Source organism: Komagataeibacter sp. FNDCR2 (assembly GCF_021295395.1).
Lineage (GTDB): Bacteria > Pseudomonadota > Alphaproteobacteria > Acetobacterales > Acetobacteraceae > Komagataeibacter.
This window is the reverse complement of the sequence record NZ_JAIWOU010000001.1, coordinates 1,224,310-1,241,118: the sequence shown is the minus strand read 5'-3', so window position 1 is coordinate 1,241,118 and position 16,809 is coordinate 1,224,310. Positions and strand designations below refer to the sequence as shown.

15 protein-coding genes are annotated in these 16,809 nt (G+C 61.4%); all 15 read left to right on the top strand.

Annotation, left to right across the window (positions count from 1 at the left end):
- The first annotated feature begins 181 nt into the window (after positions 1-181).
- The 15 genes from rplJ (at position 182) to rpsC (ending at position 16,756) form a co-directional block, all read left to right on the top strand.
- Positions 182-700, top strand: coding sequence for a 50S ribosomal protein L10 (gene rplJ, locus LDL28_RS05915; protein WP_233057637.1), 519 nt, complete (start codon positions 182-184; stop codon positions 698-700).
- A gap of 102 nt (positions 701-802) precedes the next feature.
- Positions 803-1,177, top strand: a complete 375-nt coding sequence (gene rplL, locus LDL28_RS05910; protein ID WP_233057635.1) for a 50S ribosomal protein L7/L12 — start codon at positions 803-805, stop codon at positions 1,175-1,177.
- Between the two features lie 256 nt (positions 1,178-1,433).
- The gene (gene rpoB, locus LDL28_RS05905) at positions 1,434-5,606 is read left to right on the top strand and encodes a DNA-directed RNA polymerase subunit beta (protein ID WP_233057634.1); all 4,173 of its coding nucleotides are present in this window, start codon (positions 1,434-1,436) and stop codon (positions 5,604-5,606) included.
- A 102-nt stretch (positions 5,607-5,708) separates the two neighbouring features.
- Positions 5,709-9,905, top strand: a complete 4,197-nt coding sequence (gene rpoC, locus LDL28_RS05900) for a DNA-directed RNA polymerase subunit beta' (RefSeq protein WP_233057633.1) — start codon at positions 5,709-5,711, stop codon at positions 9,903-9,905.
- Positions 9,906-10,319: 414 nt separating this feature from the next.
- Positions 10,320-10,691 carry a 30S ribosomal protein S12 gene (rpsL, locus tag LDL28_RS05895; protein ID WP_003621118.1) on the top strand — a complete coding sequence of 124 codons (372 nt, stop codon included), beginning with the start codon at positions 10,320-10,322 and terminating at the stop codon, positions 10,689-10,691.
- A 15-nt stretch (positions 10,692-10,706) separates the two neighbouring features.
- The gene (gene rpsG / locus LDL28_RS05890; protein ID WP_025811641.1) at positions 10,707-11,183 is read left to right on the top strand and encodes a 30S ribosomal protein S7; all 477 of its coding nucleotides are present in this window, start codon (positions 10,707-10,709) and stop codon (positions 11,181-11,183) included.
- Between the two features lie 93 nt (positions 11,184-11,276).
- Positions 11,277-12,467: an elongation factor Tu gene (tuf, locus tag LDL28_RS05885; protein ID WP_007399618.1), complete on the top strand. Its 1,191-nt coding sequence runs from the start codon at positions 11,277-11,279 to the stop codon at positions 12,465-12,467.
- Positions 12,468-12,571: 104 nt separating this feature from the next.
- On the top strand, positions 12,572-12,880 hold the full coding sequence (gene rpsJ / locus LDL28_RS05880) for a 30S ribosomal protein S10 (protein WP_007282720.1): 309 nt from the start codon (positions 12,572-12,574) through the stop codon (positions 12,878-12,880).
- A 10-nt stretch (positions 12,881-12,890) separates the two neighbouring features.
- Complete coding sequence (gene rplC / locus LDL28_RS05875) at positions 12,891-13,574, top strand: 50S ribosomal protein L3 (protein WP_233057632.1); 684 nt, start codon at positions 12,891-12,893, stop codon at positions 13,572-13,574.
- A 12-nt stretch (positions 13,575-13,586) separates the two neighbouring features.
- Positions 13,587-14,201, top strand: coding sequence for a 50S ribosomal protein L4 (gene rplD, locus LDL28_RS05870; RefSeq protein ID WP_233057628.1), 615 nt, complete (start codon positions 13,587-13,589; stop codon positions 14,199-14,201).
- Between the two features lie 35 nt (positions 14,202-14,236).
- Positions 14,237-14,533 (top strand): 50S ribosomal protein L23, encoded by a 297-nt coding sequence (locus tag LDL28_RS05865; RefSeq protein ID WP_233059208.1) that lies wholly within the window; start codon positions 14,237-14,239, stop codon positions 14,531-14,533.
- A 16-nt stretch (positions 14,534-14,549) separates the two neighbouring features.
- Positions 14,550-15,380: a 50S ribosomal protein L2 gene (rplB, locus tag LDL28_RS05860; protein ID WP_025811624.1), complete on the top strand. Its 831-nt coding sequence runs from the start codon at positions 14,550-14,552 to the stop codon at positions 15,378-15,380.
- Positions 15,381-15,392: 12 nt separating this feature from the next.
- Positions 15,393-15,671, top strand: coding sequence for a 30S ribosomal protein S19 (rpsS, locus tag LDL28_RS05855; RefSeq protein WP_007399623.1), 279 nt, complete (start codon positions 15,393-15,395; stop codon positions 15,669-15,671).
- Between the two features lie 2 nt (positions 15,672-15,673).
- Positions 15,674-16,075 (top strand): 50S ribosomal protein L22, encoded by a 402-nt coding sequence (gene rplV / locus LDL28_RS05850; RefSeq protein WP_025811622.1) that lies wholly within the window; start codon positions 15,674-15,676, stop codon positions 16,073-16,075.
- Positions 16,076-16,078: 3 nt separating this feature from the next.
- Positions 16,079-16,756, top strand: coding sequence for a 30S ribosomal protein S3 (gene rpsC, locus LDL28_RS05845; RefSeq protein ID WP_007399625.1), 678 nt, complete (start codon positions 16,079-16,081; stop codon positions 16,754-16,756).
- The last annotated feature ends 53 nt before the right edge of the window (positions 16,757-16,809 follow it).

The following is a 16,809-nucleotide window of genomic DNA, read 5'->3' as shown; positions in this document are numbered from 1 at the left end:
GCCTTGATTGCCCGTGCGGGCTGCAACCGGGAGACGGGGATTGCCGGATCGGGGCGAAAGCCCACACTGGTTGTTCCGTTTGAAAGGACAGGCGAACCGGGATGCCATCGGCCTGCCGTGGCGCCCCAAGGGTAAACCCTATCCGCCGGTTCATGCCGGTGGATGATGATGGAGACGGGATTTGGACCGTACGGAGAAGCGGGAGTTTGTTGCCTCCCTCGCAGCCGTGTTCGCTGAGACGTCCATGGTCATTGTCACCCGTAACGACGGGCTGAGCGTGGCCGATGTGACAGATCTTCGGCGTCGCGTGCGTGCGGCTGGAGCTACACACAAGGTCGCGAAGAACCGGCTGGCCTCTCTCGCCCTGGCAGGGACCCAGTTCGAAGGCATCAAGCCGCTGCTGAAGGGGCCGACCGCGTTGTCGTGGGCGGATGAACCCGTGGCCGTGGCGAAGGTGCTGGTCGAGTTCGCCAAAACCAATGACAAGCTTGTTCTGCTCGGTGGATCGCTTGGTGCCCAGACGCTCGATGTCGATAGCGTCAAGGCCCTTGCGGAACTGCCGTCGCTGGATGCCCTGCGGGCGAAGCTGGTGGGGATGATCTCCACGCCGGCAACGCGCGTCGCGGGCGTGCTCCAGGCGCCGGCCGGACAGCTTGCACGGGTTTTTGGTGCCTATGCCAAGACGGGCGAAGCCGCCTGAGACCCCATGGCCCGGCCCGCCGGGTCATCAACAAAATGGCATTTTCCCGAAAAAACGGGATTGTGCTGTGCCAACCAGTGTATAAATTAGGAAGACTGAATTATGGCCGATCTGAACAAGATTGTCGAAGACCTGTCCGCTCTGACCGTTCTGGAAGCTGCTGAACTGTCCAAGCTGCTGGAAGAGAAGTGGGGCGTTTCCGCCGCCGCTCCGGTTGCCGTTGCTGCTGCTCCGGGTGCGGCTGCCGCTGCTCCGGCCGAAGAGAAGACCGAATTCGACGTCGTCCTGACCAAGGCGGGCGACAAGAAGATCAACGTGATCAAGGAAATCCGCGCGATCACGGGTCTGGGCCTGAAGGAAGCCAAGGACCTGGTCGAGGGTGCGCCCAAGACCATCAAGGAAGGCGCCAGCAAGGATGAAGCCGAAAAGATCAAGAAGACCCTTGAAGACAACGGTGCTTCTGTCGAAGTTAAATAAATCGGCCCATCTGGATGCGTCCATGGTGGCGTAGCCGGGTTGAGATATTCAGGTGAGGGTGGAAACCATCAGGTTTCCGCCCCCTTGGCCGTTACAGGCGCCCTGGCCGCGAGGCTTCGGGCGCCTTCGGTGGTAGATAGGGTCGGGCCGGTTGCAAGCCGGGTCTGGCCCGCCAAGGATTTTCAAGGGCCGCGCAGTCCACGTGACATTCGTGTCATGACCGTGCGGACCTGTGTGGATGGGGGCAGGATAGGCGATGAACGCGGTTACAAAATCGTTCACGGGACGCAAACGCATCCGCAAGAGCTTCGGGCATATACCCGAGGTCGCTCCGATGCCCAATCTGATCGATGTGCAGCGGGCCAGCTACGAAACATTCCTCCAGATGAATGTGGCGCCCGACAGCCGGACGTCAACGGGCCTGCAGGAAGTGTTCCGTTCCGTCTTCCCGATCAATGATTTTGCCGGGCGCGGGCGACTGGAATTCGTCAGCTACGAACTGGAAGAACCGAAATACGACGTTGAGGAATGCATCCAGCGCGGCCTGACTTTCGCCGCGCCGCTGAAGGTGATCCTGCGCCTGATCGTATGGGACGTGGACGAGGATACCGGCTCACGCTCGATCCGTGACATCAAGGAACAGCCGGTTTACATGGGCGACATGCCGCTCATGACCGATAACGGCACCTTCGTCATCAACGGCACCGAGCGCGTCATCGTCAGCCAGATGCATCGCAGCCCGGGCGTGTTCTTCGATCATGACAAGGGCAAGACCCATTCCTCGGGCAAGTTCCTGTTCGCCGCGCGCGTCATCCCCTATCGTGGTTCCTGGCTCGATTTCGAATTCGACAGCAAGGACCTGATCTACGTCCGTATCGACCGCAAGCGCAAGCTGCCGGTCACCACGCTGCTGTACGCGCTGGAAGGCGCTGCATCCGAAGCCGCGCGCGCCGCCAAGGCCGCCGAGGGCGGGGATGTGGAAGCCATGGAAATCCATGGCATGGATCCCGACGAGATCCTGAGCTACTTCTACGACAAGGTCGAGTTCAACAAGACGCCCAAGGGCTGGGCCCGTCGCTTCGACGCGGAAGCCTTCCGTGGCCAGAAGCTGCTCGAACCGCTGATCGACGCCCAGACGGGCGAGGAAGTGGCCCCCGCCGATGCGAAGCTGACCGCCCGCATGGTGCGCAAGATCGCTGAAACCACCAAGGAAGTGCTGGTCGGTCCGGCTGGCCTGATCGGGCGTTTCATCGCGTCCGACATGGTCAATGAAAACACCGGCGAGATCTATGCCGAGGCGGGTGACGAACTGACGGAGCAGAAGCTCGAGGAACTCGACGCCGATGGCCTGACCACGCTGACCACGCTGGCGATCGACGCCACGAACGGCCCATGGATCCGCAATACGCTGGCGGTGGACAAGAACACCTCCCGCGAGGATGCGCTGACCGACATCTACCGTGTCATGCGCCCCGGTGAGCCGCCGACGCCGGAAACGGCGGAAGCCATGTTCTCCGGCCTGTTCTTCGATCCGGACCGCTACGACCTGTCCGCCGTTGGCCGTGTGAAGATGAACATGCGCCTGGGCGTGGACGTGCCCGATACGGTGCGCGTGCTGCGCAAGGAAGACATCCTGCGCACCGTCAAGATCATGTGCGAGCTGAAGGACGGCCGAGGCACGATCGACGACATCGACAATCTGGGTAACCGTCGCGTCCGCTCGGTTGGCGAGCTGATGGAAAACCAGTATCGCGTCGGTCTGCTGCGCATGGAGCGCGCCATCCGTGAGCGCATGGGCTCGGTCGATATCGATACGGTCATGCCGCATGACCTGATCAATGCCAAGCCGGCCGCGGCCGCGGTGCGCGAGTTCTTCGGCTCGTCCCAGCTCAGCCAGTTCATGGACCAGACCAACCCGCTTTCGGAAGTGACCCACAAGCGTCGCCTCTCGGCGCTTGGCCCGGGCGGCCTGACGCGTGAGCGCGCGGGCTTTGAAGTCCGTGACGTGCATCCGACGCATTATGGCCGTATCTGCCCGATCGAGACGCCGGAAGGCCCGAATATTGGCCTGATCAACTCGCTCGCCACCTATGCCAAGGTGAACAAGTACGGGTTCATCGAAACCCCGTACCGCATGGTCGAGAACGGCATCCTGCAGGACGGCTGGAAATACCTCTCCGCCATGGAAGAGGAAAAGCTGATCGTCGCGCAGGCCGACGCCAAGCAGGACGCGCAGGGCCACCTGACAGACGAACTGGTCTCGGTGCGTCGTGGCGGTGACTTCCGTCAGGTTCCCCCTACCGAAGTGACGGCCTGCGACGTTTCGCCCAAGCAGCTTGTCTCCGTCGCGGCGGCGCTCATTCCGTTCCTTGAGAACGATGACGCGAACCGCGCGCTGATGGGCTCGAACATGCAGCGTCAGGCCGTGCCGCTGGTGCGCTCCGACGCACCGCTGGTCGGCACCGGCATGGAAGCGGCCGTGGCCCATGATTCGGGTGCGGCGATCGTGGCGCGCCGCCATGGCGTCGTGGACCAGATCGACGGTGCGCGTATCGTTGTCCGTGCGACGGACGAAGGTGGCGCGACGCAGGGCGTGGATATCTACCGGCTGCGCAAGTACATGCGCTCCAACCAGTCCACCTGCATCAACCAGCGTCCGCTGGTCCGGGTGGGCGATCAGGTCCGCGCGGGTGAGATCATCGCGGATGGTCCGTCCACCGAACTGGGTGAACTGGCGCTGGGCCGCAACGTGCTCGTCGCGTTCATGCCCTGGAACGGTTACAACTTCGAAGACTCGATCCTGATTTCCGAACGGATCGCGCGCGATGACGTGTTCACCTCGATCCATATCGAGGAATTCGAGGTCATGGCCCGCGACACCAAGCTGGGTCAGGAAGAAATCACGCGCGACATTCCCAATGTCGGCGAGGAAGCCCTGCGCAACCTCGACGAAGCCGGTATCGTCTATGTCGGCGCGGAAGTGAACCCGGGTGATATCCTGATCGGCAAGGTCACGCCGAAGGGCGAAAGCCCGATGACGCCGGAAGAAAAACTCCTGCGCGCCATCTTCGGTGAGAAGGCGTCCGACGTTCGCGACACCTCGCTCAAGCTGCCGCCGGGCACGTCGGGCACCATTGTTGACGTGCGGGTGTTCTCCCGCCGTGGCGTGGACAAGGACGAGCGCGCGATGGCCATCGAGCGCGCCGAGATCGAACGCCTTGCGAAGGACCGCGACGATGAGCGCGCCATTCAGGAGCGTTCGTTCTACAACCGCCTGCGCGAGCACCTGATCGGGCGGACGGCGGGCACGGGCTTCAAGGGCATCCGTTCGGGCACGGTCATCACCGATGAGGTCCTGTCCGAGCATCCGCGCGGCGCATGGCGCAACGTGACGGTCATGTCCGATGAGGTCATGGCCGAGCTTGAGACCCTGCGGCGCGAGTTCGATACCGCCGTGGCCCGGATTCAGGCCCGCTTCGACAACAAGGTGGAAAAGCTCCAGCGCGGCGACGAACTGCCCCCGGGCGTGATGAAGATGGTCAAGGTCTTCGTCGCGGTGAAGCGCAAGCTCCAGCCGGGCGACAAGATGGCCGGCCGCCACGGGAACAAGGGTGTGGTTTCCCGCGTGGTGCCGGTCGAGGACATGCCGTTCCTTGAGGATGGCACATCCGTTGACCTGGTGCTGAACCCGCTGGGCGTGCCGTCGCGCATGAATGTGGGCCAGATCCTGGAAACGCACCTTGGCTGGGCCTGCGCGAATATCGGGCGGCAGATCGGCCAGCTTGCCGATGAATATCAGCGCAATGGCGAGAAGCGGCAGGAACTGCTCGATGAGCTGAAATCCGTCTATGGCGACAAGGTCTATGATGACCAGATCGGTGACATGACGGATGCGCAGCTGGTGGAACTGTGCGGTAACCTGCGCAAGGGCGTGCCGATCGCGACCCCCGTGTTCGATGGGGCCTCCATCCCCGATATCGAGGCGATGCTGCAGAAGGCGGGCGTGAACAAGTCCGGTCAGTCGCAGCTGATCGACGGACGCACGGGCGAACCCTTCGAGCGCAGGACCACGGTCGGTTACATCTACATGCTCAAGCTGCATCATCTTGTCGATGACAAGATCCATGCCCGCTCCATCGGTCCGTATTCGCTGGTGACCCAGCAGCCGCTGGGCGGCAAGGCGCAGTTCGGCGGGCAGCGTTTTGGTGAGATGGAAGTGTGGGCGCTGGAAGCTTACGGCGCCGCCTACACGCTTCAGGAGATGCTGACGGTCAAGTCGGATGACGTCTCCGGTCGTACCAAGGTGTATGAGGCGATCGTGCGCGAGCAGGATGACTTCGAGGCCGGTATTCCGGAAAGCTTCAACGTCCTGATCAAGGAACTGAAGTCCCTTGGGCTGAATGTGGACCTTGAACAGAGCGGCTCCTGATCCCGGCCCCATGGTGCACATCAGTCCATACGTTTTTCTTTCAGGAGTGGAAGCAGGTGACGCGCCTGCTTCCGCTTCATTCCCTCAGGGGGTTTGCGGCGCATGAATGAACTCATGAAGATCCTTGGTCAGGGCGGCCAGGCCATGACTTTTGACCAGATCAAGATCCAGCTCGCTTCGGCCGAGCAGATCCGGTCGTGGTCATATGGCGAGATCAAGAAGCCCGAGACCATCAACTACCGGACCTTCAAACCGGAACGTGATGGCCTGTTCTGCGCGCGGATATTTGGTCCGATCAAGGATTACGAATGTCTGTGCGGCAAGTACAAGCGGATGAAGTTCCGCGGCATCATCTGTGAAAAATGCGGTGTCGAGGTCACGCTGGCCAAGGTCCGCCGCGAGCGGATGGGTCATATCGAGCTTGCCAGCCCCGTCGCCCATATCTGGTTCCTGAAGTCACTGCCCAGCCGTATCGGCCTGATGGTGGACATGACGCTGAAGGATCTGGAAAAGATCCTGTATTTCGAAAGCTATGTGGTTCTTGAGCCCGGCACGTCGCCGCTCAAGCAGTACAGCCTGCTGACGGAAGACCAGTACCTTGACGTCATGGACGAGCATGGCGACGAGGGGATCGAGGTCGGCATTGGTGCGGAAGCAATCAAGAAGATTCTCGAGCGCATCGACTGCAAGCTCGAAAAGGAAGAACTGCGCCAGGAACTGAAGGACTCCACGTCCGAAGCCAAGCGCAAGAAGCTGGTCAAGCGCCTGAAGCTGGTCGAGGCGTTCGCGGATAGCGAATCCCGCCCCGAATGGATGATCCTGGACCTGGTGCCGGTCATCCCGCCGGAACTGCGCCCGCTCGTGCCGCTGGATGGTGGCCGTTTCGCCACGTCCGACCTGAACGACCTGTACCGCCGCGTCATCAACCGTAACAACCGCCTCAAGCGGCTGATCGAACTGCGTGCGCCGGACATCATCGTCCGCAACGAAAAGCGCATGCTGCAGGAATCGGTCGATGCGCTGTTCGATAACGGCCGCCGTGGCCGCGCCATCACGGGTGCGAACAAGCGTCCGCTGAAGTCGCTGTCCGACATGCTCAAGGGCAAGCAGGGCCGCTTCCGTCAGAACCTGCTGGGCAAGCGCGTCGATTATTCCGGCCGTTCGGTCATCGTCGTGGGTCCGGAACTCAAGCTGCACCAGTGCGGCCTGCCGAAGAAGATGGCGCTCGAACTGTTCAAGCCGTTCATCTATTCCAAGCTGGAAAAATACGGTCACGCCACCACCATCAAGGCCGCCAAGCGGATGGTGGAAAAGGAACGTCCCGAAGTCTGGGACATCCTGGAAGAAGTGATCCGTGAGCATCCGGTTATGCTCAACCGCGCGCCGACGCTGCATCGCCTTGGCATCCAGGCGTTCGAGCCGGTCCTGATCGAAGGCAAGGCCATTCAGCTTCACCCGCTGGTCTGCACCGCGTTCAACGCGGACTTCGACGGTGACCAGATGGCCGTGCACGTGCCGCTGAGCCTCGAGGCGCAGCTGGAAGCGCGCGTGCTGATGATGTCCACCAACAACATCCTCAGCCCGGCCAACGGCAAGCCGATTATCGTGCCGTCACAGGATATCGTGCTGGGGCTGTACTATCTCAGCCTTGAAACGCCGGAATTCCGCGCGACACCTGACCAGAACAGCTATGATGACAAGGGTCAGGTCACGGTTGAGGGCGCACCGTCCTTCGCCAGCGTGGGGGAAGTGGAATACGCGCTCAGCACGGGTGCGGTGAAGCTGCATGACAAGATCCGCGCGCGTATCGAGAACCTCGATGCCGATGGCAAGGTCACGCGGGCGACGGTCGTGACGACACCGGGCCGCATGCTCGTGTCCCAGATCCTGCCACGCAACGCGGCTCTGCCGTTCTCGCTCATCAACCGCCAGCTGACCAAGAAGATCGTGTCCGACGTGATCGACGCGGTGTACCGTCACTGCGGCCAGAAGGAATGCGTGATCTTCTGTGACCGGCTGATGGGGCTTGGTTTCCGTCACGCCGCGAAGTCCGGCATCTCGTTTGGCAAGGACGACATGATCGTCCCGGTCGAGAAGAAGGAACTGGTCGATCGCACCGCGGGCGAGGTGAAGGAGTTCGAGCAGCAATATCAGGACGGCCTGATCACCGCGGGCGAACGCTACAACAAGGTGGTCGATGCCTGGTCACGCTGCACGGACGAAGTCCAGGCGGCGATGATGAAGGAGATTTCCAAGCAGGAAATCGGCAAGCCGACCAACTCGGTGTGGATGATGAGCCATTCCGGTGCCCGTGGGTCGCCAGCGCAGATGAAGCAGCTTGCCGGCATGCGTGGCCTGATGGCCAAGCCGTCGGGCGAGATCATCGAGCAGCCGATCATCGCCAACTTCAAGGAAGGGCTGTCGGTTCTCGATTACTTCACCTCCAGCCACGGCGCGCGTAAGGGCCTGGCCGATACCGCGCTCAAGACGGCGAACTCGGGTTACCTGACCCGCCGCCTGGTGGACGTGGCGCAGGACAGCATCATCGTCGAGGAAGACTGCGGGACCGAACGTGGCCTGACCGTGCGCGCGGTCATGGATGGCGGCGAAGTCATCGCCTCCCTGTCCGAGCGGATGCTGGGGCGCACGCTGGCGGCCGATGTGATCGACCCCGCCACGGGCAAGCTCCTGTTCCCGCGCAATACGCTGATCGAGGAAGCCCAGGCCGAACAGATCGAGAAGGCAGGTGTCGAAAGCCTGCTGATCCGCTCGGTTCTGACCTGTGACAGCCGCGTTGGCGTGTGCGGTCACTGCTATGGGCGTGACCTGGCGCGCGGCACACCGGTCAATATCGGCGAGGCGGTCGGCGTGATCGCCGCCCAGTCCATCGGTGAACCGGGCACGCAGTTGACCATGCGTACCTTCCATATCGGTGGCGCAGCGCAGCGTGGCGCGGAGCAGTCGATGGTCGAGGCCTCGCGCGACGGCAAGGTGACGATCCGTAACAAGAACGTCGTGCAGAACAGCCAGAACGTGCCGATCGTCATGTCGCGTAACTGCGAAATCCTGCTGACGGACGACCGGGGAACCGAACGCGCCCGCTTCCGTGTGCCCTATGGCGCACGCCTGCTGGTCGAGGACGGCGCCGAGGTGACGCGTGGCCAGAAAATGGCCGAGTGGGATCCGTACACCCTGCCGATCATCACCGAGCAGCCCGGTAAGGTCGAATACCTTGACCTGATCGACTCCATCACGCTGGTCGAGCGGATGGATGAGGTGACCGGCCTGACCTCCAAGGTGGTTGTGGACTACAAGCAGGCCTCCAAGGGGATTGACCTGCGGCCCCGTCTGCAGCTCAAGGACGCCAAGGGCGATGTGGTGAAGCTGGCTAACGGGAACGACGCCCGTTACTTCCTCTCCCCGGATTCGCTGCTGTCGGTGGAAAACGGCGCGCAGGTCAATGCGGGTGACGTGCTGGCCCGTATCCCGCGCGAAGGTTCCAAGACACGTGACATTACCGGTGGTCTGCCGCGTGTGGCCGAACTGTTCGAGGCCCGTCGCCCGAAGGATCACGCCATCATCTCGGAAACCGAGGGACGCGTGGAGTTCGGCAAGGACTACAAGTCCAAGCGCCGTGTCATCGTGAAGAACGACGAGACGGGCGAGGAGACGGATTACCTGATCCCCAAGGGCAAGCATGTTTCCGTGCAGGAAGGTGACTTTGTCCAGGTCGGGGATCCGCTGGTCGATGGACCCCGCGTGCCGCATGACATCCTGAAGGTTCTGGGCGTCGAGGCGCTGTCCGACTATCTCGTCAACGAGATCCAGGACGTGTATCGACTGCAGGGCGTGAAGATCAATGACAAGCACATCGAGGTCATTGTCCGGCAGATGCTGCAGAAGGTGGAGATCCTTGAACCCGGTGATACGACCTACCTGATCGGTGAGACGGTGGACCGCATCGAGTACGAGGAAGAAAACACCAAGCGGCTGAACATGGGTGAACGTCCGGCCGTGGCCATGCCGGTGCTGCAGGGCATCACCAAGGCGTCGCTCCAGACGCAGTCCTTCATCTCGGCCGCATCCTTCCAGGAGACGACACGTGTCCTGACGGAAGCCGCGACGGCCGGGAAGAAGGATACCCTGAACGGCCTGAAGGAGAACGTGATTGTCGGTCGCCTGATCCCCGCGGGGACGGGTAGCGTCATGAACAAGCTCCGTGCGGTCGCGGCCGGGGAGGACAAGCAGCGTCTGGCTCAGGCCCGCGCTGCGGTGCCCCCGACCAAGGCTGCCGAGTAACCATACGAACCACATCTCCGGATACCGGGAAGCTGGTATCCGGAATGATTCGGTGCTGCACTATTGTCACCATCCGATTCCGGCGCTATCTCCTGCCGGACGGAATGGTGTTCCAGACTGACGGAACGGATTCGTTGCGTCAGACCAGAGCGAATCCTGCGTAAGGCTTGACTTTCTGTCATTATGCCCGTAGGTTCCGCGCCCTCGGCTAGCCCTGTCTGAAAGACGTTGTTGGCCGTCGAATGCAGCATGCAGGCATGCGGTGCCGCAGTCCGGGAATCGGGCTGCCAAGGCCGGATGTAAATATGATGCCCGAACGGATGGTTGTCATTCGTTGGGGTTTTGTTGTGAACGACAGTCGGTAACCGGATATGCGGTTGGCCGGCCGAATTTTGTAAGGATCGGGAAAGGCGTATGCCGACCATCAACCAGTTGATCGCGAAAGGTCGCGAGCCCGCAGCCAAACGCAACAAGGTACCTGCCCTGCAGGGCTGTCCGCAGAAGCGTGGCGTTTGTACTCGTGTTTACACAACCACACCGAAGAAGCCGAACTCGGCTCTGCGTAAGGTGGCAAAAGTACGCCTGACCAACGGTTATGAGGTTGTGAGCTATATTCCGGGTGAGGGGCATAACCTCCAGGAACATAGTGTCGTCCTGATCCGTGGTGGTCGCGTTAAGGATCTTCCTGGCGTGCGTTATCACATCCTGCGCGGCGTTCTGGACACCCAGGGTATCGCCAAGCGTCGTCAGCGTCGCTCGCTCTATGGCGCGAAGCGTCCTAAGTAAAAGGAATAACGAGGCATGAGTCGCCGTCATCGCGCAGTCAAGCGTGAGATTCTTCCCGATCCGAAATTTGGTGACGTCGTCATTACGCGTTTCATGAACGCCCTGATGTACGACGGCAAGAAGTCCACTGCCGAAGGGATCGTCTATGGCGCCCTTGAGGTGCTGCGTCGCCGGGGTGGCGCAGCTGCGGACCCTGTGGTGATGTTCCACGGTGCGCTGGACAACGTCAAGCCGGCTGTCGAGGTGCGTTCCCGCCGTGTTGGCGGCGCGACATACCAGGTTCCGGTCGAAGTCCGGGCCGAGCGCCGTCAGGCGCTGGCCATCCGCTGGCTGATCGACGCTTCGCGCAAGCGGGGCGAGAACACCATGCAGGAGCGCCTGTCCAACGAACTTCTTGACGCCGTCAACAATCGTGGCGCCGCGGTCAAGAAGCGCGAAGACACGCACCGCATGGCGGAAGCCAACAAGGCATTCAGTCATTACCGCTGGTAAAGGCGGTCTGGCCGGTCTATCTACCGGCTCGACTTCCGAAACGGAACTTTCCAACCCGACTCTCGGCATGAGGCTGAGTTAACGGAGAAAACGATGGCAAAGGCTAAATTTGAGCGGAACAAGCCGCATTGTAACATTGGCACGATCGGCCACGTCGATCATGGCAAGACATCGCTGACCGCTGCTATCACCAAGACGCTGGCCAAGTCCGGCGGCGCCGAGTTCAAGGCGTATGACATGATCGACGCGGCGCCGGAAGAGCGCGCCCGTGGCATCACGATCTCGACCGCCCACGTCGAGTACGAGACTGCGAAGCGTCACTATGCGCATGTCGACTGCCCCGGCCATGCTGACTATGTGAAGAACATGATCACCGGCGCCGCGCAGATGGACGGTGCGATCCTGGTTGTGTCCGCCGCCGACGGCCCGATGCCCCAGACCCGCGAGCACATCCTGCTTGCCCGTCAGGTCGGCGTGCCGGCCCTGGTCGTGTTCCTGAACAAGGTTGACCAGGTTGACGATCCGGAACTGCTGGAACTCGTCGAGATGGAAGTGCGTGAGCTTCTGTCCGCCTACCAGTTCCCCGGCGACGATATCCCCATCATCAAGGGTTCCGCCCTGGTGACGCTGGAAGACGGTGATCCGGAAGTGGGTGAAAACCGCGTTCTCGACCTGATGAACGCTGTTGACGAATACATCCCGCAGCCGGAACGCCCGATCGACCGTCCGTTCCTGATGCCGATCGAAGACGTGTTCTCGATCTCCGGTCGTGGCACCGTGGTGACGGGCCGTGTCGAGCGTGGCGCGGTGAACGTTGGCGACGAAATCGAGATCGTTGGTCTGCGTCCGACGCAGAAGACGACCGTGACCGGCGTTGAAATGTTCCGCAAGCTGCTTGATCGCGGTGAAGCGGGTGACAACATCGGCGCGCTGCTGCGTGGCACGAAGCGTGAAGACGTTGAGCGTGGCCAGGTGCTGGCGAAGCCGGGCTCGATCACCCCGCACACCAAGTTCAAGGCGGAAGCCTACATCCTGACGAAGGAAGAGGGTGGCCGTCACACGCCGTTCTTCACCAACTATCGTCCGCAGTTCTATTTCCGCACGACCGACGTGACGGGTGTTGTGCACCTGCCCGAAGGCACGGAAATGGTCATGCCGGGCGATAACGTCGCCATGGATGTGGAGCTGATCGCTCCGATCGCCATGGACGAAGGCCTGCGCTTCGCTATCCGCGAAGGTGGCCGTACCGTTGGTGCAGGTGTTGTTGCTTCCATCACGGCGTGATCGGACGTAGCTGAACTGTGGCATCCCGGTCGGAGCAATCCGGCCGGGTTTCCATTGCGGATCGGGTTCCCCCGAATCAGGTAAAGTTGGACTGAAACAGAAAGATGGACAACCAGAACATCCGCATTCGCCTGAAGGCGTACGATCATCGGGTGCTAGACAACAGCACGAAGGAGATCGTCAATACGGCGAAGCGTACGGGTGCGCGGGTTCGGGGTCCTATCCCGCTGCCGACGCATATTGAACGGTTTACCGTAAACCGCTCCCCCCACGTGGACAAGAAAAGCCGCGAGCAGTTCGAAATTCGGACCCATCGCCGGCTGCTCGACATTGTCGAGCCGACCCCGCAGACCGTGGACGCTCTCATGAAACTCGACCTCGCCGCTGGCGTGGACGTCGAGATTAAACTCTAAGGTCCAGACGATGCGCACCGGATTGATCGCAAAAAAGCTGGGTATGACCCGGCTGTTCAAGGAAGACGGCACACATGTGCCGGTGACTGTCCTGCAGATTGATGATCTGCAGGTGGTTGATGTCCGTACCACCGAACGCGACGGCTACACGGCCGTGCAGCTGGGTGCGGGCAAGGCCAAGGTCAAGAATGTGTCGAAGCCGAACCGCGGCCATTTTGCCACGGCCAAGGTCGAGCCCAAGAAGAAGCTGGCTGAATTCCGCGTTGCGGATGACGCCGTCCTGGAAGTCGGGGCTTCTCTGTCCGCCGCCCATTTCGTGGCGGGGCAGAAGGTGGACGTTACCGGCACAAGCAAAGGTAAGGGTTTCGCTGGCGCGATGAAGCGCTGGAACTTTGCCGGTCTCGAAGCCACCCACGGTGTCTCGATCAGTCACCGTTCACACGGTTCGACGGGTAACCGTCAGGATCCGGGTAAGGTCTTCAAGAACAAGAAGATGGCTGGCCATCTCGGTTCCGAGCGTGTGACCACGCTGAACCTTGAGGTAGCGGCTGTCGACGCCGAAAAGAACCTCATCATGATCCGTGGCTCCGTGCCGGGCGGAAAGAATGAAGTGGTTCTGGTTCGTGATGCGATCAAGAAGGCCCGTCATGCCGAGGCGCCGTATCCGGCGGCCCTGGTTGAGGCTGCGGGCTGAGGATAGAGGGCAATGGATTACGAAATCAAAACCCTCGATAACGGGAGCGCAGGTACCGCCAGCCTTCCGGACGAGATTTTCGCCGCAACGCCGCGCACGGATATCATGGCGCGTGTGGTGCATTGGCAGCTGGCCAAGCGCCGGGCAGGGACGCACAAGGTCAAGGGCATGGGGGAAGTCTCCGGCACGACCAAGAAGCCCTACCGCCAGAAGGGCACGGGTAGCGCCCGTCAGGGCTCGCTGCGTTCGCCGCAGTATCGTACCGGTGGTGCGGTCCATGGCCCGGTCGTGCGCGACCATGGCTATGATCTGCCCAAGAAGGTGCGTCGTCTGGGCCTGATTTCCGCCCTGTCGCAGAAGGCGGCGGAAGGAAAGCTGGTCGTGCTCGAGGCGGCGACCGCGTCGGGCAAGTCTGCTGAACTGGCCAAGAAGCTGAAGGTTCTGGGCTGGACATCCGCGCTGATCGTGGATGCGGCGGTTGAAGAGAACTTTGGCCGCGCCGCGCGCAACCTGCCGAAGATCGACATTCTTCCGACAGTGGGCGCGAATGTCTATGACATCCTCAACCACGAGGTGCTGGCGATCACCCGCGCCGGGGTTGAAGGCCTGAAGGAGCGTCTGGCATGACCAACATCCTGGCAATCCGCAAGAAGGCGGAGCGTATGTCCCGGGAAGCGATGTACGACATCATCCGCTCCCCCCTGATCACGGAAAAGGCGACAGCCCTGTCCGAGAAAAATCAGGTCGGTTTTAAGGTCGCGATCACCGCGACGAAGCTGGAGATCAAGGTAGCGGTCGAGACGCTGTTCGGTGTGAAGGTTCTGGGTGTGAACACACTCATCCAGAAGGGGAAGGCCAAGCGCTTCAAGGGACGTCCCGGCCAGCGTTCGGATGTGAAGAAGGCGTTTGTCCAGCTTGCAGAAGGTCAGTCCATCGACCTGACCGCGAAGCTGGTCTGACGCGGGGTGACAAGAAATGGCATTGAAGCACTTTAATCCAGTTACCCCCAGCCTGCGCGGAACGGTTCTGATCGACCGCAAGGAGCTGTGGAAGGGCAAGCCCGTAAAGGGCCTGACCGAGGGGAAGAACAAGAGCGGCGGCCGTAACAACCACGGCCGCACCACCTCGCGTTTCATCGGTGGCGGACACAAGCAGTCCTATCGCTATGTTGACTTCAAGCGTCGCAAGTTCGACGTGGTCGGCACGGTGGAGCGTCTGGAATATGATCCGAACCGTACGGCGTTCATCGCGCTCATCAAGTATGAAGACGGTGAACTGGCCTATATCATCGCGCCGCAGCGCCTGAAGGCGGGTGACCAGGTTGTCGCGGGTGCGCGCGCCGACATCAAGCCGGGCAACGCGATGCCGCTGTCCGCGGTTCCGGTGGGCACGATCATCCACAACATCGAGCTCAAGGCCGGTGGTGGTGGCAAGATCGCACGTTCCGCTGGCACCTATGCTCAGCTGGTCGGCAAGGATATGGGTTACGCCCAGATCAAGCTGCAGTCCGGTGAGCTGCGTGTTGTCCGCGCGGAATGCATGGCGACCATTGGCGCCGTGTCCAACCCGGACAACATGAACCAGCATATGGGCAAGGCCGGCCGCAGCCGCTGGCTGGGCCGCCGTCCGCATAACCGTGGTGTTGTCATGAACCCGGTTGACCATCCGCATGGCGGTGGTGAGGGACGCACCTCGGGCGGGCGTCATCCGGTTACGCCATGGGGCAAGCCGACTAAGGGTTACAAGACCAGGGTCAACAAGCGTACGGACAGTCTGATCATCCGTCGCCGGAAGACCGGCAAGTAAGGGGCATTTAAGATGGCACGTTCCGTCTGGAAGGGCCCGTTCGTGGACGGGTATCTGCTGAACAAAGCCGATGCATCGCGCGCATCGGGCCGTAACGAAGTGATCAAGATCTGGTCGCGTCGATCCACCATCCTGCCGCAGTTCGTCGGGCTGACGTTCGGCGTCTATAACGGGCACAAATTCCTGCCCGTGCAGGTCTCCGAGAACATGGTGGGGCACAAGTTCGGTGAATTTTCGCCGACCCGTACCTTCACGGGTCATTCTTCGGACAAGAAAGCGAAGCGGGGCTGATCATGAGCAAGCCTAAGCATCCGCGCACGCTCGCGGAAACCGAAGCGCAGGCCATGACGCGGAACATCCGCATCAGCCCGCGCAAGCTGAACCTTGTTGCGGGTCTGATCCGCAACAAGCCGGCCGGGCAGGCGATCGCCACGCTCACTTTCTCCAAGCGGCGCATTGCCCAGCAGGTTAAGAAGACCCTGGAAAGTGCGATCGCCAACGCCGAGAACAACCATCAGCTGGACGTTGACCAGCTGGTTGTGGCCCGTGCAGAAGTGGGCAAGTCGATCGTGATGCGTCGTTTCCACGCACGTGGTCGTGGCCGTTCGGCCCGCATCGAGAAGTTTTTCAGCCACCTGACCATCGTTGTGGCTGAAAAGAAGTCCGAAGCTGAAACCGAAAAAAAGGCAGCCTGATCCATGGGACATAAAGTTAATCCGATCGGGCTGCGGCTCGGTATTAACCGGACATGGGACAGCCGCTGGTACGCTGATGCCGATTATGCGCGCCTGCTGCATGATGACCTGAAGCTGCGCGCGTACCTGCGCCGCAAGCTGTCTGGTGCGGGTGTGTCCCGTGTGGTTATCGAGCGTCCGGCCAAGAAGCCCCGCGTCACCATCTACGCGGCCCGTCCGGGTGTGGTGATCGGCAAGAAGGGGCAGGATATCGACGTGCTGCGCAAGGATCTGGCCCGTATGGCCAAGACCGATGTCGCGCTGAACATCGTCGAAATCCGCAAGCCGGAAATCGATGCGACCCTCGTGGCCGAGAACATCGCGCAGCAGCTCGAACGTCGCGTTGCGTTCCGTCGCGCCATGAAGCGCGCCGTGCAGTCCGCCATGCGCCTTGGCGCGCAGGGTATCCGGATCAACTGCTCGGGCCGTCTGGGCGGCGCGGAAATCGCGCGTATCGAGTGGTATCGCGAAGGTCGGGTGCCGCTGCATACGCTGCGTGCGGACATCGATTATGGTGTGGCGACCGCCAAGACGACCTATGGCACCTGTGGTGTGAAGGTCTGGATCTTCAAGGGCGAGATTCTTGCCCATGATCCGCTGGCGCAGGACCGTCGCGCCGCCGAACAGGCCCCGCAGCGCTGATCTGCGCGGTCAAATGGACCTAGATGCGCCAGGCGGCGCGTGAGGATTTAGAA